This window comes from Variovorax sucrosi (assembly GCF_051216635.1).
Taxonomy (GTDB): Bacteria; Pseudomonadota; Gammaproteobacteria; order Burkholderiales; family Burkholderiaceae_C; genus Variovorax.
In genome coordinates, this window is sequence record NZ_JBPJZU010000001.1 from 364,438 (window position 1) to 389,360 (window position 24,923).

Genomic DNA, 24,923 nt, shown 5'->3' on the forward strand with positions numbered 1-24,923 from the left:
AGAAAAAAGCCCCGAGTCTTGCGACTCGGGGCTAAATCCACCAATTGAGAGGGTGGAGGAGACAACCAGTGCGCACTCGTTGGAGTGCGCGATGAAATAAAGTATATCGGCTGTTTGCTGCAATGCAACAAGCAGTGATGCTTTTCCCACACAGCGCGCAGCGGCATTGGCAACGGGCCGGTGGTGTGCGTGCCAAATTTTCTTCTTCGGAGTTTGCAAGATGGAATGCACAGTCAGCTGGACCGGCAACGCGGGAACGCATTCGGCCATGGGCTTCGTGGCCGAAACCGGCAGCGGCCATATCCTGTCGATGGACGGGGCCCCCGACGCCGCCAAGCCGCAGAACGGCGGCCGTAACCTGGCGCCGCGCCCGATGGAAACCGTGCTGGCCGGCACGGGCGGCTGTACCGCCTACGACGTGGTGCTCATCCTCAAGCGCGGCCGGCACCAAGTCGAGCGCTGCAGCGTCAAGTTGACGAGCGAGCGAGCCGAGACCGATCCGAAGGTGTTCACCAAGATCCACATGCATTTCACCGTGGCTGGCAAGGGCATCCCGCCGGCGGCGGTCGAGCGCGCCATCGCGCTGAGCCACGAAACCTACTGCTCGGCCAGCATCATGCTGGCCAAGACAGCGGAGATCACGACCAGCTTCGATCTCGTCGAAGCCTGAGCATGCTCAGAGGCGGTGCGCGACGGTCGTCATGACCCGTGCCGCCATGCGCATCAAGGCCTTGGCGGGCGCAGGCAAGTCGTGCCCGCCGGCTTCCAGGGCCTGTGCGGCATGACGGGCTTCGTCCAGCTTCATCTGCGCCACCACGGCGCGTGAGGAGCTGTCCCCGGCGGGCAGCCGGCTCAGGTGGCTGTCGAGATGCGCCTCCACCTGGCGTTCGGTCTCTGCCACGAAACCCAGGCTGAGGGCATCGCCGAGCCGCCCGGCCACCAGGCCGAGGCCGAAGGCGCCCGCATACCAGAGCGGGTTCAGGCGGGAGGGATGGGCGTCGAGCTCGTCCAATCGTTGGCGCGTCCACGCCAGGTGGTCGGTTTCTTCGTCGGCCGCCTCCATGAAGTGCGCTCGCAGGGCGGGGTCCCGCGTCACGGCCGCCTGCGCCGTGTAAAGCGCTTGGGCACAGACCTCTCCGACATGGTTCACCCGCATCAGGGCGCCGGCCTCCCGCTTTTCGGCAGGGCTCAAGTCGGCAGACGGTGTGCTCGCGGTCGGCATCGGCCGGTTGGCGTGCGGTTTGGAGAACAGGGTGCGCAAGGCCGCATCGGCGGCGACCAGCACGGAATCGGTCGGAAAGGGCATGCCGCCATTCTGATGGTCGAGCGAGCCGTCCGGCATGCGTGGCTTTTTGGCCGGTGGTCTGGGTGCCGGCCTGGGGGGCTTGTTGCGGGTCTGCAACGAAACGGTCGGCCGGTGCGACATTTCAAGTGAATTCTTTTGCTCTGCTGCGACCGCTCTGGTGCAATAGCAACAACTTCCCAAAAGGAGGTTGGCCCGGGGTCCGGTGGGAGCACAAAGTGTCCAGCACAGTGCGCCCTCTGCACCGGAGCCCTATGTTTAACCTTGGAGAAACTTGCAATGAAAAAATCCCTAGTTGCTCTGGCTGTCCTGGCTGCTGCCGGTGCCGCCTCGGCTCAGTCGTCGGTGACCCTGTTCGGTATCGTTGACGCTGGCATCGCTTACAGCGACGCGAAGACGGACCTGGTTGGTGGCGGTACCGCCAAGAGCAAGCAATACGGCATGATGAACGGTGGCTACAACTCGAGCCGTCTCGGCTTCCGTGGCACCGAAGACCTCGGTGGCGGTCTGGCTGCTGGTTTCTGGCTCGAAGCTCCGCTGGGCAACGATTCGGGCACCATCTCGAACGCCAACTTCTTCAACCGCCGTTCGACGGTGAGCTTGTCGGGTGGTTTCGGTGAAGTCCGCCTGGGTCGTGACTTCACGCCTACCTTCTGGAACGACACCACGTTCGATCCGTTCGGCACCAACGGCGTTGGCACCAACATCATCAATGTGGCGCACAACACCCCTGGCACCCTGGACCCGAACTACACCCGTTCGAGCAACAGCGTTGGCTACTTCCTGCCGCCGAACCTGGGCGGTTTCTACGGCCAAGTGATGTACGGTTTCGACGAAAACGTCAGCAGCAGCACCGGCTTCCAATCGCAGCAAGGTCGTTACGCTGGCGGTCGCTTCGGCTACGCCAACGGCCCGCTGGACATCGCTGTCGCTTACGGTCAAAACAAGGCTGTCGACTCCATCACCACTGAAACCAAGGTCAAGACCGCCAACCTGGGTGCTTCCTACGACCTCGGCGTCGTGAAGCTCTTCGGTGAACTGTCGCAAGTTCGCGCTGAAACCGAGACCTTCGCTGGCACGACCAAGCCGAAGATCAACGGTTGGCTGTTTGGTGCTACCGCACCGGTCGGCCCTGGCCTGATCCGCGCTAGCGTCGGTCAAGCTCGTTACAGCTTCGACGGTCCTGGTGATGACCCGCGCGCCACCAAGTTCGCTCTGGGCTACGTGCACAACCTGTCGAAGCGCACCGCGCTGTACGCCACGGTTGCCCACACGTCCAACAAGGATGGCTCGGCTCTGGTCACGGCTCCGAGCAACGGCCTGAACGGCGTTGGTTTTGCTACCGGCACGGCTGCCACCCTCGGCAACGAAGCCAAGGGCTCCAACGGTTACGAATTCGGTATCCGTCACTCGTTCTAATCCCTTGCTGGCCTCGGCCAGCATTGGTTGACGAACCCAAGGTCGCCCGGCGCAAGCCGGGCGACTTTTTTCGTTTTGGGGTGCCGCTTCTGCGTGCTGCCCACAATGGTGCGCGTGCACCGCAACGGCGGTCGCTTGTCAACCGCGCTTGACCCGGGGGCGGGCATGGCGCTTGCTCGTTAGCATCCTTCCTTCTCTTCCGCTGGACTGCCTTTCCTGAATGCTTGCCTTTGTTCTGCGTCGCCTGTTTCAGGCTGCGATCGTGATGGTCGTGGTGGCGTTCATTTCCTTCCTGTTGTTCCAGTACGTCGGCGACCCGGTCGTGTTCCTTCTGGGGCAGGATGCGCGGCCCGAACAGATCAACCAGTTGCGTGCCGACCTGGGGCTCGACAAGCCCTTCTTCGTGCAGTTCTGGCACTTTCTGTCCAACGCTGTCCAAGGCGAGTTCGGCTTGAGCCTGCGCCAAGGTGCCAAGGTGTCGCGGCTCATCGGCGAACGCTTTCCGGCCACGCTCGAACTGGCGCTGGTGGCGGCGGTGCTGGCCCTCGCCATCGGCATTCCGATGGGCGTCTACACGGCGCTGCGCCGCGGCACCTTCATGAGCCAGTTCTTCATGACGCTGTCGCTGCTGGGTGTGTCGCTGCCGACCTTTCTGATCGGCATCCTGCTGATCCTGGTCTTCGCGGTGCACCTGGGCTGGTTCCCAAGCTTCGGTCGCGGTGAGACGGTGCAGCTTGGCTGGTGGAGCAGCGGCCTCTTCAAGCTCGACGGCTGGCACCACCTGGTGCTGCCGGCGGTCACGCTGGCCATCTTCCAGCTCACGCTGATCATGCGGCTGGTGCGGGCCGAGATGCTCGAGGTGCTGCGCACCGACTACATCAAATTTGCGCGGGCCCGCGGCCTGAGCAACCGGGCCATCCATTTCGGTCATGCACTGAAGAACACGCTGGTGCCGGTCATGACCATCACCGGCCTGCAACTCGGCGGCCTGATCGCCTTCGCGATCATCACCGAGAGCGTCTTCCAGTGGCCCGGCATGGGCCTGCTGTTCATCCAGGCGGTCACCTTCGCCGACATCCCGGTGATGTCGGCCTACCTCTGCCTCATCGCACTGATCTTCGTCGTGATCAACCTGGTGGTGGACCTGCTGTACTTCGCGGTCGATCCGCGGCTGCGCGTCGGCAAGGCGGGAGGCCACTGATGCAGGCCGCACGCATCAAGCCGACTGGCCGCGCGTTCGCCCACATCGCCGAGTTCCATTCGGAACTCACGGCGTTGCGGCGCGAGCTTCATGCCCATCCCGAACTCGGCTTCGAAGAGGTCTACACCGCCGCCCGCGTGAAAGAGGCCTTGCGCGCCTGCGGCGTCGACGAGATCCACGAAGGCATCGGCAAGACCGGCTTCGTCGCGGTGATCCGCGGCCAGCGCGACACCCGCGGCGCCATGATCGGCCTGCGCGCCGACATGGACGCACTGCCGATGACGGAGCACAACGACTTCACCTGGAAGTCGTCGAAGCACGGCCTGATGCACGGCTGCGGGCACGACGGCCACACGACCATGCTGGTGGGGGCGGCCCGCTATCTGGCCAAGACCCGCCATTTCGACGGCACCGCCGTGCTGATCTTCCAGCCGGGCGAAGAAGGTTTTGCCGGCGCGCGTGTGATGATCGAAGACGGCCTGTTCGACCGTTTCCCGGTGCAATCGGTCTACGGCATGCACAACTGGCCTTCGATGAGGCCCGGCACGGTCGGCCTCAACATGGGCGCGATGATGGCGGCCGCCGACCGCGTCACCATCGACGTCACGGGCCGCGGCGGCCATGGCGCGCATGCGTACCAGACGGTCGACCCGGTCCTGGTGTCGGCGCACATCATCACCGCCGCGCAGAGCCTGGTGTCGCGCAACGTGCGGCCGATCGACAGCGCCGTTGTGAGCCTGGTGGCAATGCAGGCGGGCGACCTTGGCGCCTTCAGCGTGATCCCGGGTAAGGCGACCCTCGTGGGCACCGTGCGCACCTTCAACCCCGACGTGCAGGACCTGGTCGAGCGCCGGTTGAGCGAACTGTGCAGTGGCGTGGCGCTGGGCTTCGGCGCCAGCGCCAGCGTGCACTACGAGCGCATCTACCCGGCCACGATCAACACGCCGCGCGAAGCCGCCTTTGCTGCCGACGTGGCCGAGCGCCTGCTCGGGGCCGAACACGTCGACCGCGACATGGAGCCGAGCATGGGCGCGGAAGACTTCTCGTTCATGCTCCAGGTCAAGCCGGGTGCCTACCTGCGCATCGGGCAGGGCGGTGCGGGCGGGGTCGGCAGCACTTCGCTGCACAACAGCCGATACGATTTCAACGACGAGATCCTGCCGCTCGGTGCGGCACTGCACGCCGGCCTGGCGGAGCAGGGGATGCCGCTCGACGCGGCCTGAGCACTCTTTTTTCAACGCAGTCAGGAGTCTTTCCATGAAGTTCAAATCCACCGTGTTCGCCACCGCTGTCCTGTCTGCGCTGTGCGCGATCGGCATGACGGCCAATGCGCAGACGATCCGCGTTGCCAACCAGGGCGACGCCCTGTCGCTCGACCCGCATTCGCTCAACGAATCGCTGCAGCTCAGCACCACCGCCAACGTGTACGAAACGCTGGTGGGCCGCAACAAGGACCTGAGCGTGGCGCCCCTGTTGGCGACCAGCTGGAAGCAGACCTCGCCCACCGTGTGGCGTTTCGAACTGCGCAAGAACGTGCAGTTCCATGACGGCACGCCGTTCACCGCCGACGACGTGGTCTTCAGCTTTGCCCGTGCCGCCGGCGAAGGCTCCGACCTGAAGTCCAACACGACCGACATCAAGGAGGTCCGCAAGGCCGGCGACTTCGCCGTGGAGATCGAGACCAAGGGCCCATTCCCGATCCTGCCGGACGTCATCACGCAGCTCATGATCATGAGCAAGAAGTGGTGCGAGGAGAACAAGGCAACGACGCCCGTGGACCGCCGCAAGGGCATCGAGAACACGGCCTCCTTCAAGGCCAACGGCACCGGCCCGTACCGTGTGCGCGAACGCCAGCCCAACGTGCGCACCGTGTTCGTTCGCAACGGCACCTACTGGGGCAAGATCGAAGGCAACGCCCAGGAAATCATCTTCACGCCGATCGCCAATCCGGCCACGCGTGTCGCGGCCCTCGTCTCCGGCGAGATCGACGTGATGGAGCCGGTGCCGGTGCAGGACGTGGCGCGCATCAATTCGAGCCCCAACGCACGCGTGATCGCCGGCCCGGAACTGCGCACCATCTTCCTGGGCATGGACCAAAAGCGCGATGAACTGCTCTATTCCAGCGTGAAGGGCAAGAACCCGTTCAAGGACAAGCGGGTTCGCCAGGCCTTCTACCAGGCCATCGACATCAACGGCATCCAGCGCACCGTGATGCGTGGCGCCTCGCGCCCCACCGCGCTGATGGTCGGCCCCGGCATCAACGGCTGGAACGAAGCGCAGGACAAGCGCCTGCCGTACGACGTGGAAGCGGCCAAGAAGCTGCTGGCCGACGCCGGCTACGCGAGCGGCTTCGAAGTCACGATGAACTGCCCGAACGACCGCTATGTCAACGACGGCCAGATCTGCCAGGCCGTCGCCGCCAATCTGGCCCGCATCGGCGTGAAGATCAACCTCGCGGCCGAGACGAAGGGCACCTACTTCCCGAAGATCCTGCGCCGCGACACCAGCTTCTACCTGTTGGGCTGGACCCCGACGACCTACGACTCGCACAACGCGCTGACCGCGCTGATGGCATGCCCGGACGACAAAACCGGCAGCGGCCAGTTCAACCTGGGCGCCTACTGCAATCCGAAGGTCGACGAGCTGACCAAGAAGATCCAGTCGGAAACCGACAAGCCCAAGCGCGACGCGATGATCAAGGAAGCCTTCGACCTGCACACCGCCGACATCGGCCACCTGCCGTTGCATCAACAGGCGTTGGCCTGGGGCGTGAGCAAGAAGGTGTCGCTCACGCAGATGGCCGACAACTACATGCCCTTCAAGTGGATGAGCATCAAGTAACCACCCTCGGCTCCGGCGCACTGCGTGTCGCCGGACTCCCCCTGTAGGGGGGCAACGCCAGCGGCCCGGCAGAGCCGGTTCCGCGGCGTTTCACGAACGGGCTTCGCTTCGCTTGCCACGCAGGGGCGGGCGAAGCGGCCCACTTAGCACTCACGATGATCAAAACACTCGCGCGCTGGGCCGACAGCGACGTCGGTTACAGCTTCCGGACTTCTCCCGTCGCCATTGTGGCGGCGGTGATCGCGTTCGTCTGCATCTTCTGCGCGGCCTTCGCCGGATGGGTGTCGCCGCACAACCCCTTCGACCTGGCCAAGCTCGAGCTCATGGACGCGCGCCTGCCGCCCGCCTGGTACCCCGAAGGCACGCGCAAGTACCTGCTCGGCACCGACGACCAGGGTCGCGACATTCTCTCGGCCGTCATCTACGGCGCGCGCATCTCGCTGATCGTCGGCGTGGTGTCGGTGTTTCTGTCGGTCGCGGTCGGTACGCTGCTCGGGCTCATTGCCGGCTTCCGCGGCGGCTGGGTCGACTCGGCGCTGATGCGCCTGTGCGACGTGATGCTGTCCTTCCCGCCGATTCTGGTCGCGCTGCTGATCTCGGGCGTCGGCCGGGCGCTGTTTCCGAACGCCGACACCACCGTCGCCTTCGGCGTGCTGATCTTCTCCATCTCGCTGACCAAGTGGGTCGACTACGCCCGCACGGTGCGCGGCTCGACCATGGTCGAGCGCAACAAGGAATACGTGCAGGCCGCACGCGTCACCGGTGTGGCGCCGATGCGCATCATGCTGCGCCACGTGCTGCCCAACGTGACCGGCCCGGTGATGGTGCTCGCCACCATCCAGGTCGCGACGGCGATCATCACCGAGGCGACGCTGTCCTTCCTGGGCGTGGGGGTGCCGCCCACGTCGCCGTCGCTGGGCTCGCTGATCAGCATCGGCAACCAGTACCTCTTCTCCGGCGAATGGTGGATGACGGTGTTCCCCGGCCTGATGCTGGTGCTCATCGCGCTCAGCGTGAACCTGCTGGGCGACTGGCTGCGCGACGCGCTCAACCCGAGGCTCCGCTGATGACCAACAATCCCTTGCTCCAAGTCCAGAACCTGGTCGTCGAATTTCCCGGCCGCCGCGGCACGCTGCGTGCGCTCGACGACATCTCCTTCGACATCGCACCGGGGGAAATCCTCGGCGTGGTGGGCGAGTCCGGTGCCGGCAAGTCGCTCACCGGCGCCGCCATCATCGGCCTGCTCGAGCCACCGGGCCGCGTCGCGGGCGGCGAGATCCGCCTCGAGGGCGAGCGCATCGACCAGCTCTCGCATGACAAGATGCGCCACATCCGCGGCCGCAAGATCGGCGCGATCTTCCAGGACCCATTGACCTCGCTGAACCCGCTCTACACCGTGGGCCGACAGCTGGTGGAAACCATCCAGGCGCACCTGCCGGTGAACGGCGCCGAGGCGCGACGCCGCGCCATCAGCTTGCTGCAGGACACCGGCATTCCGGCCGCCGAGCAGCGCATCGACCACTACCCGCACCAGTTCTCCGGCGGCATGCGGCAGCGCGTGGTCATCGCGCTGGCGCTGGCGGCCGAGCCCAAGCTGATCGTGGCCGACGAGCCGACCACCGCGCTCGATGTGTCGATCCAGGCGCAGATCATTCAACTGCTCAAGCGCATCTGCAAGGAGCGCGGCGCGGCGGTGATGCTCATCACGCACGACATGGGCGTGATCGCCGAAACCTGCGACCGCGTGGCCGTGCTGTATGCCGGCCGCATCGCCGAGATCGGCCCGGTGCAGGAGGTGATTCATCAACCGGCGCATCCGTACACGATGGGCCTGATGGCTTCGATTCCCGACATCGAGGTCGACCGCGAGCGCCTCAACCAGATCGACGGTGCCATGCCCCGCCTGAATGCCATTCCGCGCGGCTGCGCCTACAACCCGCGCTGCCCGCGCGTCTTCGAGCGCTGCACGCAGGAGCGGCCCGACCTGCTCAACGCCGGCGCCACGCGCGCGGCCTGCTGGCTGCACGACGCGCACGACGCGCACACGGCGCTGCGTCGCGCGGGAGCCCCTGCATGAGCACGACCGCCACCATGAACGCATCGCAGGCCGGCGTGCCGCTGGTCGAGGTGCGCGACCTGGCCAAGACCTTCGACGTCTCGCCGCCCTGGCTCAACCGGGTGCTCGAGCGCAAGCCGAAGCAGTTGTTGAATGCGGTCGACGGCGTCAGCTTCGAGATCGAACGCGGCAAGACGCTGGCACTGGTCGGCGAATCGGGCTGCGGCAAGAGCACGGTCGCGCGTCTCATGGTCGGCCTGTACGGCCCGACGCGCGGCGGCATGCAGTTCGACAACCAGGACGCCCACGCCGCCTTCAAGAGGCCCGAGGGCCGCACGCTGCGTCGCCGCATCCAGATGATCTTCCAGGACCCGTACGCGAGCCTGAATCCGCGCTGGATCGTGGAGGACATCATCGGCGAGCCGCTGCGCGAGCACGGCATCCTGCAGAAAGGCCCGGCGCTCAAGCAGCGCGTGGGCGAGCTGCTGCAGTCGGTCGGTCTGAGCCCGCTCGACATGTCGAAGTACCCGCACCAGTTCTCGGGCGGCCAGCGCCAGCGCATCTCGATCGCGCGGGCGCTCGCCACGCAGCCGGAGTTCCTGGTGTGCGACGAGCCGACCTCGGCACTCGATGTGAGCGTGCAGGCGCAGGTGCTCAACATCATGAAGGACCTGCAGCGCGAGCAGGGCCTGACGTACCTCTTCATCTCGCACAACCTCGCGGTGGTGCGACACGTGGCCGACCAGGTCGGCGTGATGTACCTGGGCCGGCTGGTCGAGGTGGCCGACAAGCACAAGCTCTTCGGGTCGCCGCAGCATCCCTACACGCGCATGCTGCTCGACGCCATTCCGCAGATGAAGCACACCGGCCGCTCGCGCACGCCGGTGCAGGGCGAGGTGCCCAACCCGCTCAACCCGCCGACCGGCTGCACCTTCCACCCACGCTGCCCGCATGCCAACGCACGCTGCAAGGCCGAGCGGCCACCGCTGCAGATGCTGCGCGGCGTGAAGGTGGCCTGCCACGCGGTGGAAGAAGGCCGGATCTAGCGCCGGCCAATCAGGGCCTGCGGGCTACTGTTCTTCGCTCCACGAGAAGCCGTCGCGCGCGATCATCGCGCTCGACGCGCTCGGCCCCCAGGTGCCAGCCGCGTAGGGGCGCGGCGCGCCGTCGGACGACCAGCTGTCGATCAGCGGCTCGACCCAGCGCCAGGCCTCCTCCTGCTCGTCGCTGCGCACGAAGAGGTTGAGCCGCCCATCGATCACGTCCAGCAACAGGCGTTCGTAGGCGCCCACGCGTTCGCTGCCGAAGCGCTTGTCGAAATCGAGGTCGAGCTGCACCGGTGCCAGGGGTTGGGTCGTGTCGCCGTTGCTGCGCTTGCGGTTGTTCTGCGCCTGCGACAGCAGGTGCAGTTCGAGCCCGTCCTTGGGCTGCAGGTTGATCACCAGCCGGTTCGCGGCGCCGGCCGGCGCGCGGAAGATGGCATGCGGCGTGGGGCGGAAGTTCACCTCGATGCGCGCGTCGCGCGACGCCAGCCGCTTGCCGGTGCGAATGTAGAAGGGCACGCCGGCCCAGCGCCAGTTGGCGATCTCGGCGCGCAGTGCGACGAAGGTTTCGGTGCGGCTCTGCGGGTCGATGCCGGACTCCGACAGGTAGCCCGGCACCCGTTCGCCGTAGGCCGTGCCCGCCGTGTATTGGCCGCGGATGGCGTGCAGCCCCAGCGTCTCGGGCGTCCAGGGCTTGAGCGAGCGCAGCACCTTCAGCTTCTCGTCGCGCAGCGCGTCGGCATGCGCGTTGATGGGCGGCTCCATGGCGATGGCGCAGACCAGTTGCAGCGCGTGGTTCTGCACCATGTCGCGCAGCGCGCCGGTCTGGTCGTAGAAGGCGCCGCGCTTCTCGACGCCCAGATCCTCGGCGATCGTGATCTGGATGTTGGCGATGTGCTCGCGCCGCCAGATCGGCTCGAACAGCGCGTTGCCGAAGCGCAGCGCGAAGAGGTTCTGGACCGACGGCTTGCCCAGGTAGTGGTCGATGCGGAAGACCTGCTTCTCGCTCAACACCTTGCGCACCGCCTCGTTGATGGCGCGGTTCGACGCCAGGTCGTGGCCCAGCGGCTTCTCGAGCACGACGCGGGTGCGTGGCGTGTTGAGGTTGGCCGCCGCGATCTGCTCGACCACCTGCGTGAAGAGCGCCGGTGCGGTGGCGACGTACATCACCACCGTGTCGGCGTTGCGCCGCTTGAGCATGTCGGCCAGCTGAGCATAGTGACCGGGCTTCGACAGGTCCATGCGCAGGAAGTACAGCATGGAGGCGAACTTCTTGAACTCCTCCGGGCTGGGGCGCTTGGCCCCTTCGACAGCGGCGAAGCGCGATTCGATCAGCTCGCGGTACTGGTCGTCCGACAGGTCGTCGCGCGCCACGCCGATGATGCGCCCGCCCTCGGGCAGGCTGCCATGGCGGAAGGCCTGGAACAGGGCCGGCATCAGCTTGCGCCAGGCCAGGTCGCCAGTGCCGCCGAACAGAACGAGGTCGAAGCTCATGGAAAAGGAATCCGTGGAATTGGAGGAGGGCCGTGCACGAAGCTGGCCATGCGAATGGTACTGTCCGGCGCCACCGCCGGTGCGCATGCGTCACGCAGGGGCCGTGGAACAATGGCGCCCATGAACGTCGTTTTCGATCTCGGTGCCGTGTTGGTGGCGTGGGAGCCGGCCCGGCTCCTGCAGGCGCATTTCCCGGAGCGCGCGCCGACCGCCGAGGCGGCCCAGGGCCTGGCGAAGGCCTTCTTTCACCACGAGGACTGGCTGGCCTTCGACTGCGGCGTGCGCAGCGTCGAGGAGGTTGTCGCGCGCAGCGCAGCCCGCCTGGGCCTGCCGTTGGCGCAGGTGCACGACATGATCGCGCCGCTGGGCGAGCGGCTGGACCCGATTCCCGAAACGGTCGAGCTGCTCGATGACTTGCGGGCGCGCCGCGAGGGTGGCGAGGACGTGCGGCTGTTCTACCTGTCGAACATGCCCTTGCCTTATGCCCGCGCGTTGGAGCGGCGGCTGCCCTTCTTCGCTTGGTTCGACGGCGGCGTTTTTTCAAGCGACGTGAAGCTCATCAAGCCGAACAACGAGATCTACGAGCTGCTGGCCTGGCGCCACGCCTTCGACCCGGCGCAGACGCTCTTCATCGACGACACCGCGGCGAACGTCGAGGCGGCACGCGCGCTGGGCTGGCGCACCATCCACTGCACGGCACCCAAGGCGTTGGCGGCACAGGTGGCGCGCCATCTTGCGCCACTGGCCCGGCCTTCGGCGTGACTCAGCGGGCGTCGCTGGTGCGAATCACCTTGTCGACATCGAAGCCCAGGCTTCGCGCGTATTCGAGGTAGCTGTCGAGCGTGGCCGCATCGAGCACCGGGTCGCGCGACAGCACCCACAGGTAGTCGCGGTCGGGCGTGCCCACCAGCGACACCTCGTAGTCGCGGTCGAGCTTGAGGATCCAGTAGTCGCCCCAGACCATCGGCAGCCAGCTCAGCCACGAAGGTGCAAAGCGCACCTCGAGCCGACCGGCACCGTCCTGGCCGGCCATCGGCACGATGCGGGCGCTGCCGACGGCCTCCTCGAAATTGCCATCGCGGAGCACGCAGCGGTTGCGCACCTGCACCGTACCGTCGGGCAGCGGCGTGTACTCGGCGGTCACCGGCCCGGTGCACTGCTTCTGGAAGCGGTTGGGCAGGCGCGCCTGCTCGTGCCACATCCCGGCGTAGCGCTTGAAATCGACCGGCGCGACCGCCTGCAGCGGCGACCGCATCAGCGGCGCGCCATCGGGCGGGCCGGCGAGCGTCTGGGCGCGGGCACTGCGTGCCACGCCGAAGGCGGCCAGCGCCAGCGCGCCGCCGACGCAGAAGGCCGTGGCCAGCGTGCCGATCGAGGCGCTGACGCGGCGGTCATCGAACGGGGCGGGTGCAGTGGGTGGCGTGCGGTGGCGGATCGGCATGGCGTTCTCCAGAAAGGGCAAGCGGCCGAGCGTAGGCGTTCGACCATGACGGATCCGTCAGCCATGGACCACACGGCCTGTAGTTTCCGGACGGGATAATGGTCGTCATGAACCAACTCGACGCCCTCCGCCAGTGGACCACCGTGGTTGCCGATACCGGCGACTTTCGCCAGCTCGCCCAGTTCAAACCGCAGGACGCGACGACCAATCCGTCGCTCATCCTGAAGGCGGTGCAGAAGCCGGACTACCGGCCGCTGCTCGACAAGGCCGTGAAGGCGCACCGCGGCTTGTCGGTGGACGAGGTCATCGACAGGCTGCTGGTGCGCTTCGGCGCCGAGATCCTGTCGCTCATCCCGGGCCGCGTGTCGACCGAGGTCGATGCCCGCCTGAGCTTCGACACCGCCGCCACCGTGGCGCGGGCCGACCGCATCGTGGCGCTGTATCGGGCGGAAGGCATCGACCCCGAGCAACGTCTGCTGATCAAGATCGCCGCCACCTGGGAAGGCATTGAGGCCGCGCGCATCCTGGAGCAGAAGGGCATCCACACCAACCTCACGCTGCTGTTCGCCTTCGCGCAGGCCGTGGCTTGCGGCGCGGCGGGGGTGAAGCTCATCTCGCCCTTCGTCGGGCGCATCTACGACTGGCACAAGAAGTCGGCTGGCAGCACCTGGGACGAGGCCGCGCGCAGCGGCGCCAACGACCCGGGCGTGCAGTCGGTGCGGCAGATCTTCGACTACTACAAGCGCCACGGCATCGCCACCGAAGTGATGGGCGCGAGCTTCCGCAACACGGGGCAGATCGCTGCGCTGGCCGGCTGCGACCTGCTCACCATCAGCCCCGACCTGCTGGCCGAACTGGCGGCCAGCGAAGCGCCGTTGGCGCATGCGCTCGACGCCGAAGCGGCCCGGTCGCGCGACATCCCGCAGCTCGCGCTCGACGAAGCGGCCTTCCGCTTCGCACTGAACGAAGACGCGATGGCCACCGAGAAGCTGGCCGAGGGCATCCGTGCCTTCGCGGCCGATGCGGTCAAGCTCGAGAAGCTGATGCAGGAGGTGCAATGAGCGCCGTCACCGGCGTCCGATGCGACCGCACCGCGGCCTGGAAGCAATTGCAGGCGCACTACGACGGGGTCGGCCGGCGCTTCGATTTGCGCACGGCCTTCGAGGCCGACGGTGACGCGCGCTTTACTGCCTTCAACCAAACCGCGCCGCATGTATTCGCCGACCTGTCGAAGAACCTGATCGACGCGCGCACCGAAGAACTGCTGCTGGCGCTGGCCCGCGAGTCGGGCCTGGAGGCACACCGCGATGCGATGTTCGCTGGCGAGCCGATCAACGGCACCGAAGACCGCGCGGTGATGCACTTCCTGCTGCGCGCGCCGGCCGACGCCGCCGTGGCCGCGCAGAACAAGGCCGCGCTGGCCGATGTCCACGCCACGCTCGACGCCATGCTCGACTACGCGGAAGCGGTCCGCGCCGACCACACCATCACCGACGTGGTGAACATCGGCATCGGCGGCTCCGACCTCGGGCCACAGATGGCGGTGCTGGCGCTGGACGAATTCGTCGCGCCGGGCAAGCGCTTCCACTTCGTCTCGAACGTCGACGGCCACGAGCTGGCCGGCGTGCTCAAGGGCCTGGCGCCGGAGCACACGCTGTTCATCGTCGCGTCGAAGACCTTCACCACGGCCGAGACCATGGCCAACGCGCAATCGGCCAAGCGCTGGTTCTCGCAGTCGGGCGGGCTCGACGTGGCGCGCCACTTCGCCGCGCTCACGACCAACGTCGAGGCCGCGCGTGCCTTCGGCATCGAGAAGACCTTCGGCTTCTGGGACTGGGTGGGCGGGCGCTATTCGCTGTGGTCGGCCATCGGGCTGCCGATCGCGCTGGCCATCGGGCCCGAGGGATTCCGGGCACTGCTCGCGGGCGCGCATGCGATGGACGAGCACTTCCGCACCGCGCCGCTGGCGCAGAACCTGCCGGTGCGGCTGGGCCTGCTCGACGTCTGGTACCGCAACTTCCACGGCTTCACCAGCCGCAGCATCGCGCCGTACCACAGCGCGCTCAAGCGCGTGCCGGCCTATCTGCAGCAGCTGGAGATGGAAAGCAACGGCAAGCAGGTCGACGCCAGCGGTGAAGCGCTGTCCTTCGGCACCTCACCCGTGCTGTGGGGCGAGCCGGGCACCAACGGCCAGCACGCCTACTTCCAGATGCTGCACCAGGGCACCGACGTCATTCCGCTCGAATTCGTGGCGGTGCGCGATGCGGCGCATGCGCTCGAAGGCCATCATTCCAAGCTGCTGGCCAATGCGCTGGCGCAGGCCCAGGCGCTGATGGTCGGCAAGGCCGACGCGGGCGGCCACAAGAATTTTCCCGGCAACCGCCCCAGCACCTTCTTCGTGCTGGAGAAGCTCACGCCCGAATCGCTCGGTGCCTTCCTCGCGATGTACGAGCACCGGGTGTTCACCAGCGGTGCACTGTGGGGCATCAACAGCTTCGACCAGTGGGGCGTGGAGCTCGGCAAGGTGCTGGCGAAAGACATCGAGCCGCGCCTGGCCTCGGGCGATACGCAGGGCCTGGACGCCTCGACCGCCGGCCTGCTCGCGCGCCTGCGCTGAGCGCGGCACTCCTCGGCCGCCTGTCATCGGCGGCCCGATCCCGGCCGATATGATGGCCCGGGGTCTTCCCGTGGGAACTAAAAAGAGGAGTTGTCATGAATTTTCAACAGGCCGTTGCGACCTGCTTTGCCAAGTACGTGGACTTTTCGGGCCGCGCCTCGCGCTCCGAGTACTGGTGGTTCTTCCTTGCCTATCTCGTGCTTGCCATCGTGGCCGGCTTCATTCACGAGTACGTCTACTTGATCGTCGTGCTCGCCTTCATCCTGCCGATGCTGGCAGCCGGCGCACGGCGCCTGCACGACATTGGCAAGAGCGGCTGGTGGCTGCTGATCGGCATCGTCCCGCTGGTGGGGCTGGTGCTGCTGTATTTCGCGGTGCAGCCGAGCGCGCCGGAATCGAATGAATACGGCCCGCCGCCGGTGGCCTGAGCCCCGAACATTGCATCCGACAAGGCCGCCCAAGCGGCCTTTTTTGTGCCCGCCGCCGAGAAAGAGCGCTTCTGCCATTCGGGTTCGGCCATGAAAAAAGCCCTGCAGCGCGAGCTGCAAGGCTTTCGTTCCTCAGGAAGCAAGGCTCGCCCGGAGGCGAACCAGGGGCAATTACATGCCCATGCCGCCCATGCCGCCCATGCCACCCATGTCGGGCATGCCGCCGCCAGCGCCGGCTTCGTCCTTCGGTGCCTCGGCGACCATGGCTTCGGTCGTCAGCAGCAGCGAAGAAACCGATGCTGCGTTCTGCAGCGCGGTGCGGGTCACCTTGGTCGGATCCAGAATGCCCAGTTCGAGCATGTCGCCGTAGGTGTCATTCTGGGCATTGAAGCCGTAGTTGCCCTTGCCGGCCAACACAGCGTTCACCACCACCGAGGCTTCGCCGCCGGCGTTGTTGACGATTTCGCGCAGGGGCGCTTCGACCGCCTTCAGTACCAGCTTGATGCCGGCGTCCTGGTCGGCGTTGTCGCCCTTGACCGAGTCGCCCACAGCTTGCTTGGCACGCAGCAGCGCGACGCCACCGCCAGCCACAACGCCTTCTTCCACTGCAGCGCGGGTGGCGTGCAGGGCGTCTTCGACGCGGGCCTTCTTCTCCTTCATTTCGACTTCGGTGGCAGCGCCGACCTTGATCACGGCAACGCCGCCGGCCAGCTTGGCCACGCGCTCTTGCAGCTTTTCACGGTCGTAGTCGCTCGAAGCTTCTTCGATCTGAACGCGCACTTGCTTGACACGCGCTTCGATGTCGCCGGCAGCACCAGCACCGTCGATGATGATGGTGTTTTCCTTGCCGACTTCGATGCGGGCCGCCGAGCCGAGGTCGGCCAGGGTCACCTTTTCGAGCGTCAGGCCGACTTCTTCGGCGATGACCTTGCCGCCCGTCAGGATGGCGATGTCTTCCAGCATGGCCTTGCGGCGGTCGCCGAAGCCTGGTGCCTTGACAGCCACGACCTTCAGGATGCCGCGGATCGTGTTCACGACCAAAGTTGCGAGGGCTTCGCCTTCGACTTCTTCGGCAATGATCAACAGCGGACGGCCCGACTTCGCGACTTGTTCCAGTGCGGGGAGCAGGTCACGGATGTTGCTGATCTTCTTGTCGTAGAGCAGAACGAAGGGGTTGTCCAGAATCGCGGATTGCTTTTCGGGGTTGTTGATGAAGTAGGGCGACAGGTAGCCGCGGTCGAACTGCATGCCTTCGACGACGTCGAGTTCGCTGTCCAGGCTCTTGCCGTCTTCAACGGTGATCACGCCTTCCTTGCCGACCTTGTCCATCGCGTCAGCGATGAGCTTGCCGATGGTTTCGTCGCTGTTGGCCGAGATCGAGCCGACTTGAGCGATTTCCTTCGACGTGGTGGTGGGCTTCGAAGCCTTCTTCAGCTCGGCGACCAGGGCCGTGACGGCCTTGTCGATGCCGCGCTTCAGGTCCATCGGGTTCATGCCGGCCGCGACCAGCTTGAAACCTTCGCGAACGATGGCTTGTGCCAGCACGGTCGCGGTGGTGGTGCCGTCACCGGCGTTGTCCGAAGTCTTGGAGGCCACTTCCTTCACGAGCTGGGCGCCCATGTTCTGGAGCTTGTCCTTGAGTTCGATTTCCTTGGCGACGGACACGCCGTCCTTGGTCACCGTCGGGGCGCCGAACGAACGCTCGAGCACCACGTTGCGGCCCTTGGGGCCCAGGGTCACCTTGACTGCGTTGGCCAGGATGTTGACACCCTCGACCATGCGTGCGCGGGCTTCACCGCCGAAGACTACGTCTTTTGCTGCCATGTTGAATTACTCCGAAAGATTGATGGAATGAGCGGAAGGACGGAGAAGATTTACTTCTCGACGACTGCGAACAGGTCGTCTTCCTTCATGACCAGCAACTCGTCGCCGTCGACCTTGACGGTCTGGCCCGAGTACTTGCCGAACAGGACGCGGTCGCCGACCTTGACGGTCAGTGCGGTCAGTTCGCCCTTGTCGGTGCGCTTGCCCGGGCCGACGGCCAGGATTTCGCCCTGATCGGGCTTTTCGGCGGCTGCGTCGGGGATGACGATGCCGGAGGCGGTCTTGGTTTCGCTGTCAACACGCTTGACGATCACGCGATCGGCCAAAGGACGAAGTTTCATTGCATCTCCTGGATATAGAAACGGGGTTGGGGTCGGGCGCCAGCGCGGGCCGGCTGCCCATCGTCTGGAAACCGCGCTGTTAGCACTCGGGTTCGACGAGTGCTAATGATACGGGCATTTGTCTCCGTTTCAAGAGGTCGTCGTCCGCTGATGCCGAACGACTTCGCCCGCCCGTTTCGAACTCAATGGATCGCACGCCAGTAGAACCCCGCCTGAATTCCACCGCCGTTTCGCACTTTCGTCCCGCATGCTTCGCGCGAACCTCGTCATTCCCCCAGCCCGTAGGAAGGACGGAAGTTTCGAACTCTATTAGCTCGAACCAGCGGGAGCAGTTGCCGGCTCTGCAACCCTTCCCGATGGGGACGAGGTCGTTGCCGATGAACGATTCTTCGTCATCGCTGTGACGGACCAGACAGTCCATCGGGACGGCTGTCTAATTCCTGCGGCTAACCAGATTGAGCCCTGTAATGAACGCGTTAAGGCGAGCCGCCATGAACCCTGAGCGGCCCGTCTCCTCGTCACCGATCTCAAGGGCCCAGCCGCGACTTCGGTTGTCCCGCTCCCAAGTGGGTAAGCCGGCAGGCGTTCCGGCGCTTGCGAATGCCGCCCACCGATCGCCTATGCGGCGTGCCACATCCCGGTCCAGTTGTGTGACAGGCCCGCCGAGGCACTGACACCGCTCGACCGTGCCATGGACGAAAGGCACCTCTGCGCCATGGCCGGCCCCGTTCGGCGACGAACCTGCCCGACTGAAGTAATAGCGCCATGTGGGTGCCGTCGCGCTGTGCAGGTAGGCGATACGGCGCGCGAACGCCGTGAAGACAACATCGCGCGCGACCTCCCGACCGAGCTGGCGGTCGTCGGCGACATCCGGGTAGTACGAGCGAACCAGGATGCGGGCCCGCCCCATCTTCTGCACGAGCTGCGCGGGTTCGATGCCGAAAGCGACGGCCACGCTGGCGTCGTCGCTGTTGCTGCCAATGATGAGCGGCACGCCGGCCTGCCGGCCCTTCTGGAAGGCCTCCAGCAGCGGCATCGGCACCGCTCGGTCGCCGACAACGAAGCCGGGCGCCAGCGACAGGCCCTTGCCTTCGAGTGCTGCCAGGCGCTCGGCAGGAATGCCGCGCATCGCCGCCATGCTCGCGCCGGCCCCGGGCAGGCCCACCTTGGTTGCGATTGCGGTGCCGGAAGCGCTTGCCGCCGCCCGGGTGTGGCTGGGCACTCCGTAGGGACTCTCGGCGATGGCACCGCGAAACAGCCCGGTGGCCAGCGGCGAGGCCATCAGCGCCAGAACGCTCTGCGCTCCCGCCGACTGTCCAAAGACTGTGACCCGGGCCGGGTCGCCGCCGAACGACTCGATGTTCTTCTGCACCCATTGCAGGGCGGCGATCTGATCGAGCAGGCCGAAATTGGTTGGCCCGCCGGGGCGCTCCTTGTCGAGCGCGGGATGGGCGAAAAAGCCCAGGGGGCCGAGCCGGTAGTTGATCGTGACCACGACTACTCCGCGTTTGGCCAGCGCGCTGCCGTCGTAGATCTCGAGTCCGCCGCTGCCGAAGACGAGTGCGCCGCCGTGGATCCACACCATCACGGGCTGCCTCGCGCCGGCGTCGGCGACTGGCGTAAAGACGTTCAGATAGAGGCAGTCTTCGTCGATTTCGCCCGGGTCGCCCCCGCCTTCCAGCGAGAGGCCGCGCTTTTGCGGGCACGACGGCGCGTTGCTGGCGGTCTGGCGCATGGCCGACCACGGCGCGACCGGTTGCGGTTCGCGCCAGCGCAGATCGCCGACGGGCGGGGCGGCGAAGGGAATGCCGCGAAAGATGGCGACGTCTTCGACGAGCCGGCCCTGCACGGGCCCGGACGGCGTCGCTGCCGTTGGCGCCTGCGCCCAGCAGGCCGCCTGCAGGGCGACGAGCAGCCAGAGCGCGTGCCCGGCGGTCCGCCACAGCGATCGAATCATGGAGATTTCCGAAGGTCGGGCATGGTGCAAGCGATTTTGCCCTCACGGCACGCGGGAGGACGAGACAGGTCGGCAGTGCGCTGCCTTGTCATCCGTGCAGCGCACTGCCACTGCGCCATCGGCCGAGCGCGGCCAAGGCTTCGAGAAACTCCTCGTAGGCACATTCGTTGAGTGCCGCTGCGTGACTGCATCGCCGCATCGTTGCGGAGGCGATGGCACGCGGCGGAGCTGGAAGGCGGGGGTGGGCGTCGATGCGGGCCCGACCGTGTCGGTGGTCATCCACAGGCCCTCGGGCGTTTCGATCCGGGCTCGCACGACCGGGCGGCTGATCGAATCGACCAGGCGCTCGTCGTAGTCCAGCCGCCAGCGATAGGGAGGTCCGCCGGCCAGCCGCATTTGAGCAGTGCAAAGTTAGGTGGAACAGACACCCTCGAATTTAGAGTTAAGAGAATCTGCAGTTTCAAAGCGCGTGAGACGACCCGACGCAAGTCGTTGATTCACAATGATCTGGGTTTACCGCTGGGTGGGAATCGACAACTGCTGCAACACCACGCCCCCCCTTCATGCGAACTGCGTCTACGCTCCGCGGATTGTCCGGCTTGCAGCCCTGCGTGACCAAGCTGCGGGATCGGTAAGGCTCGAGTCCATTGAGGCAACGATCAGGGAGAGAGTGGAACGGAACTTCAAGCCATTTTCTCTGCGTCGATGGCGCTCACCCCTGGCTGCGAGGCAAGGGCCGCCTCGAGCAGTGCCTGGGCAATGTTGGACGCGGGGTTCAGCCGCCAGCGTCGAGGCAGCACCGGTCCCGCAACACTCAACGCGCCGACGATGAGGCGCTCTCCCAGGCGGAACTCGTCGCGAGGGCCTCCGATCACGCCAGGGCGTACCAGCGTCAGCGAACTGATGCCGACCTGACGCAGCTCATTCTCCAGCTCACCCTTGACCCGGTTGTAGAAAAAAAACGAAGCGGCATCCGCGCCGATCGCCGAGTTCAGGACATAGGTCGGAGTGCCATGTGCGTGGGCCAATCGCGCCACAGCCAGTGGGTAGTCGTGGTCAACCCGACGGAACGCTGCCTGAGACCCTGCCGTCCGGAGGGTGGTGCCCAGAGTGCAGATGACGGCGTCGGCGCGCCACCAACTGGCATCTTCATCAAGCCGCTCGTAGTCCACCGACGGAGACGACAACTTGGCATGCGTCGGTAGCGCACGCCGGGTCGGCGCGACGATGGCATCAACCCGTGGGTCGGCCAGCGCTCGTTGCAACACATGGCGCCCCACCAAACCGGTGGCACCGATCAAGAGCAGTTTTTTTCTCGCCTGGGTCATGCGCGCGCGAACCGTTGAATGGACCCGCCCACCGGCGTGTCGCCCTGGGTCAACTTGATCATCATGCGGGGCTGGGCGCTGCCCAGGTGAAGGGTCAAGGCGCCACGTGGGTGTGGAAGATCTTGCTGACCACCGTCCATTGGCCATCGACTTTCAGAAGGTGAAAGAAGTCAGTGAAGCAAAAGCCCGAGACGTCGTTGGTGTCGATGCGCGCGCTGGCGGCGGTGCCCACGATGTCGACTCTAACGATGGCACCTTGGGCTTCGGGCGACGGGCGAAATCCGCTGTCGATGCCGTCGAACAAGGCCTGGATCGCGCCGCCGGTCAGCTTGCCGTCGCCATCGACGCTGAACATCGTCGCCTTGTCACTGAATGCCGGCTTCATGATGCTGCTCTTGGCCTGCTTGCAGCCTTCGTTGTACTTGTTCAGTACTTCGACAATGGCTTGGTATTCCGGCACGTAGGTGGGTTTGCTCATGGTGTCACTCCTGGTTGATGAAAAGAGTCGTTGGAATAAACCGGCCGCTTCTGGCCGGCATAGGCATCAAACCGTGCAGCTGTCCGCAACGGTTTCTTCCGTTGAAACCCAGGGTCCCAACTGGCGAAGCTTGTTTTCGCGGTGATCCAGCCACCAACCGGCCTGGACATTCCAATCGGCGTGCGCTGCGTCCGGGCGAGCCGCCCCGAGCGCCTGCTGCGCATGCAACGGAAAGTGCGGATCGCGCAGTGCTGCATGGCCGAGCGCGACCAGGTCGGCTTGCCCGGAGGCGATGACCTCTTCGGCGTGGCGCGGGTCGGTGATCATTCCCACGGCCATGGTGCCGATGCGAGCTTCGCGACGGATCTGCGCAGCGAACGGCACCTGGAACCCGTATCCGCTGGGGTACTCGAAAACACCGAAGCCGCCGGACGAGCAATCGACGACATCGACGCCGACCTCCTTCAAAGCCGTGGCGAACGCCACACTGTCGTCGATCGTCCAGCCGCTGCGGCTCCCATCGACAGCCGACACGCGAACAAGCAGTGGCTTGTCCTGCGGCCAGACCTCGCGCACCTCGCGCGCAATCTCCAACGGCAGGCGGATGCGGTTCTCAAAGCTGCCACCGTAGTGGTCGCTGCGGTCGTTGGTCAGCGGCGACAAGAATGCGTTGAGCAGAAAACCATGCGCACAGTGCAGCTCCAGCACGTCGAACCCTGCCCGCAAGGCGCGGCGCGCTGCAGCGACGAAATCTGCACGCACCTTCTCGATGCCCTCTGCGTCCAAGGCCTCGGGCACCAGCCAACCCTTGGCCGCTGGCTGCGCGCTCGGTGACACCACCGGCCAAGGGTGCTCCCCGCGCGCGGCATCACGCTCGTCGAGTGGACCATTGCCTTCGAAGGCTCGCTGGATGCTGGCCTTGGGACCGGCATGCGCAAGTTGGATGCCGGGTGTTGCACCGTACGCCTTGGCGAAGGCAGCGATGCGTGACAGGCCTTCGATGTGGGCGTCATCCCACAGGCCAAGGTCGCCGTGTGTGATCCGCCCATCGGGCGAGACCGCCGTCGCCTCCACCATCAGCAGCCCGAAGCCGCCGAGGGCAAAACGGCCGTAGTGGGTGGTGTGGTAGTCGTTGACATGGCCGTCTGTCGCCGTGTACTGGCACATCGGACTGAGGGCGAAGCGGTTGCGCAGGGTCACGCCGCGCAAGGTCAAGGGTTCAAACAGTTTGCTCATGGTTCCGTTGTTGAAGGATGGATTGCCTGGCGTGGTGCGGCCCGTATGCCTAGCTAAAGGTTGTTTAGTGATGACTACAAAACAGGTATTGTATAGTAGCTGCTACAGATGCTGTCAATGTGATCAGAACTTCCGAGGTAAGAACAACCATGTCGAATGCCGGATCGCCCATACAGCCCCCTCAGAACAAGGGGGGGCGTCCTCGCGGCTTTGACCGTGATCAGGCGCTGACGCGCGCACTGGATGTGTTCTGGCGGAGTGGCTACGAATTGGCATCGGTGGCCGAGTTGTGTTCGGCGATGGCGATCAATCCACCCAGCCTTTATGCTGCCTTCGGGAACAAGTCCAAGCTGTTTCTGGAAGCCGTGGACTTCTATGAGCATCGCTACTGGGATGCGACCTGGGAAGCTCTGGAAGCCGAGCCCGACATTCATCAGGCCGTTGCAGATTTCTTCGATGCCTCCGCCCGTATTCTGTTGTCGCCGCAGGCGCCTTGTGGTTGCCTGGTGGCGCTGGCAGCAGTCAGCGTGTCCGATGCGTCGGTTGAAGTCAGGGAGGCGATTGACGCGTTGCGCCGCGAGGGCAAGGCGTTGTTCGTCAAGCGCCTCAAGCGCGCCGTCAAGGACGGTCAACTTCCCGCGCGGACAGAGCTCAAGTCGTTGGCGGGAGCGCTCAACACCATGCTTGAAGGGATGTCGATTCAAGCGCGTGACGGACTGAGCACTTCGGAAATGAGGCGCCTCGCGGCGCACGCGGTGCGCTTGCTGCCGGCCCATCCGTCCGGCAACGCGTGATGTGGCGTTGATCGTGCTGTCGCCGATGATGGCGGTTCGAACTGCTTTCGCAGCCAGGCTGCTGCGCATGCCCGGGCTTGTTGCCCCGGATCGACATGAGGAGCACAAACCTTGATCGCAGAGCTCAAGACTTTCATTGCCGTCTGCAAGCACGGCACCTTCGCCGCGGCCGCCGACCGAATCGGCCTGACCCAATCTGCGGTCAGCAGCCAGATCAAGCGGCTTGAACAGTCGCTGGGGTTCGAACTTTTTGACCGCACCGGCCGCTCTGCCACGCTGAATGCATCGGGACAAACAATGCTTTCGCGCGCCGAGGCAATTTGCGCGCTCTACGCGAAGCTTGGTGATGTGCCGGACGACAGTTCGACGCAAGGTCTCTTGCGAATCGGCGCCATCGCTTCGACGCAGTCGACACTGCTCGCCCGTGCTCTTGGACGCCTGCGCGCGTCTTACCCCATGGTGCGCGTGCACGTGTCGCCGGGCGTTTCCATGCGATTGATGGACGATTTGGATGCCGGCAAGATCGATGCCGCGGTCATCATCAGGCCACCCTTCGGCTTGCTTCCTGAGTTGACCTGGACCGCACTGGTGCATGAGCCCTTTGTCCTTGTCGTGCCGGACTCGATCAAGGGAAGGAACTGGCGCGAATTGGTTCAGGCGCAACCCTTCTTGCGATACGACCGCGCCTCGTTCGGTGGACGGATGGTCGAAGGATTTCTTCGGCGTGAGGGGCTCGTCGTCAACGAAGCCATCGAGGCGGACGAGATATCCGGACTTGTCCATTTGGCCTCGAAGGGCTTGGGCGTATCGCTCATTCCGATGGTCGAGGCCCACCTTCCGTTGCCGCCGAACCTGCGCGTGATCTCGCTGGGTGAGGCGACTTTCTACCGAGAGATTGGCCTGCTGCAGCGCAAGCCGCGAGCTACGCCTCCCATCGTCGCGCAGTTCGCGCAGTGCCTTCGGGAGTCCAGTGAGGAGCAAGGGCTGACGGCAACATCGTTGAGCGGCATCGGATTGAAAGCACCGCGGAAAGTGCGGGTGGCTGGGCAACGTTGAGGTCATCAGGAGCGCTGGCCCATGGCCGTGCCAAGTGAGTTCAGCCGCCCACGCCAATTTCCGCTT

At 65.5% G+C, this 24,923-nt stretch carries 23 protein-coding genes; 14 read left to right on the forward strand and 9 right to left on the reverse strand.

Annotated elements, in window-relative coordinates; genetic code table 11:
* The first annotated feature begins 220 nt into the window (after positions 1-220).
* Entirely contained in the window at positions 221-670 is a 450-nt protein-coding gene (locus tag ACSFBE_RS01615) for an OsmC family protein (RefSeq protein ID WP_435488618.1), read from the forward strand.
* Positions 671-676: 6 nt separating this feature from the next.
* Here ACSFBE_RS01615 and coq7 read toward each other — a convergent pair whose 3' ends face one another.
* Complete coding sequence (coq7, locus tag ACSFBE_RS01620) at positions 677-1,342, reverse strand: 2-polyprenyl-3-methyl-6-methoxy-1,4-benzoquinone monooxygenase (RefSeq protein WP_435488619.1); 666 nt, start codon at positions 1,340-1,342, stop codon at positions 677-679.
* A gap of 240 nt (positions 1,343-1,582) precedes the next feature.
* Here coq7 and ACSFBE_RS01625 point away from each other — a divergent pair, with 240 nt between their 5' ends.
* From ACSFBE_RS01625 to ACSFBE_RS01655, 7 genes are all read left to right on the forward strand, one after another.
* Positions 1,583-2,722, forward strand: a complete 1,140-nt coding sequence (locus ACSFBE_RS01625) for a porin (protein ID WP_435488620.1) — start codon at positions 1,583-1,585, stop codon at positions 2,720-2,722.
* Between the two features lie 220 nt (positions 2,723-2,942).
* Complete coding sequence (locus ACSFBE_RS01630) at positions 2,943-3,923, forward strand: ABC transporter permease (protein ID WP_435488621.1); 981 nt, start codon at positions 2,943-2,945, stop codon at positions 3,921-3,923.
* On the forward strand, positions 3,923-5,146 hold the full coding sequence (locus ACSFBE_RS01635) for a M20 aminoacylase family protein (RefSeq protein ID WP_435488622.1): 1,224 nt from the start codon (positions 3,923-3,925) through the stop codon (positions 5,144-5,146). Before ACSFBE_RS01630 ends, ACSFBE_RS01635 begins: the two co-directional genes overlap by 1 nt.
* A gap of 34 nt (positions 5,147-5,180) precedes the next feature.
* On the forward strand, positions 5,181-6,764 hold the full coding sequence (locus ACSFBE_RS01640; RefSeq protein WP_435488623.1) for an ABC transporter substrate-binding protein: 1,584 nt from the start codon (positions 5,181-5,183) through the stop codon (positions 6,762-6,764).
* Between the two features lie 155 nt (positions 6,765-6,919).
* A complete protein-coding gene (locus tag ACSFBE_RS01645; protein WP_435488624.1) occupies positions 6,920-7,831 on the forward strand; it encodes an ABC transporter permease in 912 nt (303 codons plus the stop codon).
* Positions 7,831-8,841, forward strand: coding sequence for an ABC transporter ATP-binding protein (locus tag ACSFBE_RS01650; RefSeq protein WP_435488625.1), 1,011 nt, complete (start codon positions 7,831-7,833; stop codon positions 8,839-8,841). Before ACSFBE_RS01645 ends, ACSFBE_RS01650 begins: the two co-directional genes overlap by 1 nt.
* The gene (locus ACSFBE_RS01655; RefSeq protein ID WP_435488626.1) at positions 8,838-9,866 is read left to right on the forward strand and encodes an ABC transporter ATP-binding protein; all 1,029 of its coding nucleotides are present in this window, start codon (positions 8,838-8,840) and stop codon (positions 9,864-9,866) included. The genes ACSFBE_RS01650 and ACSFBE_RS01655 overlap by 4 nt, the downstream gene beginning before the upstream one ends.
* A 24-nt stretch (positions 9,867-9,890) precedes the next feature.
* Here the strand turns inward: ACSFBE_RS01655 and zwf are convergent, their stop codons facing one another.
* On the reverse strand, positions 9,891-11,357 hold the full coding sequence (gene zwf / locus ACSFBE_RS01660) for a glucose-6-phosphate dehydrogenase (RefSeq protein WP_435488627.1): 1,467 nt from the start codon (positions 11,355-11,357) through the stop codon (positions 9,891-9,893).
* A 120-nt stretch (positions 11,358-11,477) separates the two neighbouring features.
* Here zwf and ACSFBE_RS01665 point away from each other — a divergent pair, with 120 nt between their 5' ends.
* Entirely contained in the window at positions 11,478-12,119 is a 642-nt protein-coding gene (locus ACSFBE_RS01665) for an HAD family hydrolase (protein WP_435488628.1), read from the forward strand.
* 1 nt (position 12,120) lies between these two features.
* On the opposite strand, the gene ACSFBE_RS01670 is transcribed toward ACSFBE_RS01665, so the two are convergent.
* Positions 12,121-12,798, reverse strand: a complete 678-nt coding sequence (locus ACSFBE_RS01670; protein WP_435488629.1) for a lipocalin family protein — start codon at positions 12,796-12,798, stop codon at positions 12,121-12,123.
* Positions 12,799-12,905: 107 nt separating this feature from the next.
* Here ACSFBE_RS01670 and tal point away from each other — a divergent pair, with 107 nt between their 5' ends.
* The 3 genes from tal (at position 12,906) to ACSFBE_RS01685 (ending at position 15,843) form a co-directional block, all read left to right on the forward strand.
* Positions 12,906-13,859 carry a transaldolase gene (tal, locus tag ACSFBE_RS01675; RefSeq protein ID WP_435488630.1) on the forward strand — a complete coding sequence of 318 codons (954 nt, stop codon included), beginning with the start codon at positions 12,906-12,908 and terminating at the stop codon, positions 13,857-13,859.
* On the forward strand, positions 13,856-15,415 hold the full coding sequence (gene pgi / locus ACSFBE_RS01680; RefSeq protein WP_435488631.1) for a glucose-6-phosphate isomerase: 1,560 nt from the start codon (positions 13,856-13,858) through the stop codon (positions 15,413-15,415). The genes tal and pgi overlap by 4 nt, the downstream gene beginning before the upstream one ends.
* 95 nt (positions 15,416-15,510) lie before the next feature.
* On the forward strand, positions 15,511-15,843 hold the full coding sequence (locus ACSFBE_RS01685) for a DUF805 domain-containing protein (protein ID WP_435488632.1): 333 nt from the start codon (positions 15,511-15,513) through the stop codon (positions 15,841-15,843).
* A 171-nt stretch (positions 15,844-16,014) separates the two neighbouring features.
* Here ACSFBE_RS01685 and groL read toward each other — a convergent pair whose 3' ends face one another.
* From groL to ACSFBE_RS01715, 6 genes are all read right to left on the reverse strand, one after another.
* Positions 16,015-17,667, reverse strand: a complete 1,653-nt coding sequence (groL, locus tag ACSFBE_RS01690) for a chaperonin GroEL (RefSeq protein ID WP_435488633.1) — start codon at positions 17,665-17,667, stop codon at positions 16,015-16,017.
* A gap of 50 nt (positions 17,668-17,717) precedes the next feature.
* Positions 17,718-18,008, reverse strand: a complete 291-nt coding sequence (locus tag ACSFBE_RS01695; RefSeq protein WP_435488634.1) for a co-chaperone GroES — start codon at positions 18,006-18,008, stop codon at positions 17,718-17,720.
* 433 nt (positions 18,009-18,441) lie between these two features.
* Positions 18,442-19,965 (reverse strand): carboxylesterase/lipase family protein, encoded by a 1,524-nt coding sequence (locus tag ACSFBE_RS01700; RefSeq protein ID WP_435488635.1) that lies wholly within the window; start codon positions 19,963-19,965, stop codon positions 18,442-18,444.
* Between the two features lie 683 nt (positions 19,966-20,648).
* The gene (locus ACSFBE_RS01705) at positions 20,649-21,293 is read right to left on the reverse strand and encodes an NAD(P)H-binding protein (RefSeq protein WP_435488636.1); all 645 of its coding nucleotides are present in this window, start codon (positions 21,291-21,293) and stop codon (positions 20,649-20,651) included.
* 94 nt (positions 21,294-21,387) lie between these two features.
* Positions 21,388-21,771: a nuclear transport factor 2 family protein gene (locus tag ACSFBE_RS01710; RefSeq protein ID WP_435488637.1), complete on the reverse strand. Its 384-nt coding sequence runs from the start codon at positions 21,769-21,771 to the stop codon at positions 21,388-21,390.
* A gap of 66 nt (positions 21,772-21,837) precedes the next feature.
* A complete protein-coding gene (locus ACSFBE_RS01715) occupies positions 21,838-23,007 on the reverse strand; it encodes an NADH:flavin oxidoreductase/NADH oxidase (protein WP_435488638.1) in 1,170 nt (389 codons plus the stop codon).
* 149 nt (positions 23,008-23,156) lie between these two features.
* Here ACSFBE_RS01715 and ACSFBE_RS01720 point away from each other — a divergent pair, with 149 nt between their 5' ends.
* Together ACSFBE_RS01720 and ACSFBE_RS01725 are read left to right on the forward strand one after the other, a co-directional pair.
* Positions 23,157-23,801, forward strand: coding sequence for a TetR/AcrR family transcriptional regulator (locus tag ACSFBE_RS01720; RefSeq protein ID WP_435488639.1), 645 nt, complete (start codon positions 23,157-23,159; stop codon positions 23,799-23,801).
* Positions 23,802-23,912: 111 nt separating this feature from the next.
* On the forward strand, positions 23,913-24,857 hold the full coding sequence (locus ACSFBE_RS01725; protein ID WP_435488640.1) for a LysR family transcriptional regulator: 945 nt from the start codon (positions 23,913-23,915) through the stop codon (positions 24,855-24,857).
* Positions 24,858-24,923: the final 66 nt, after the last annotated feature.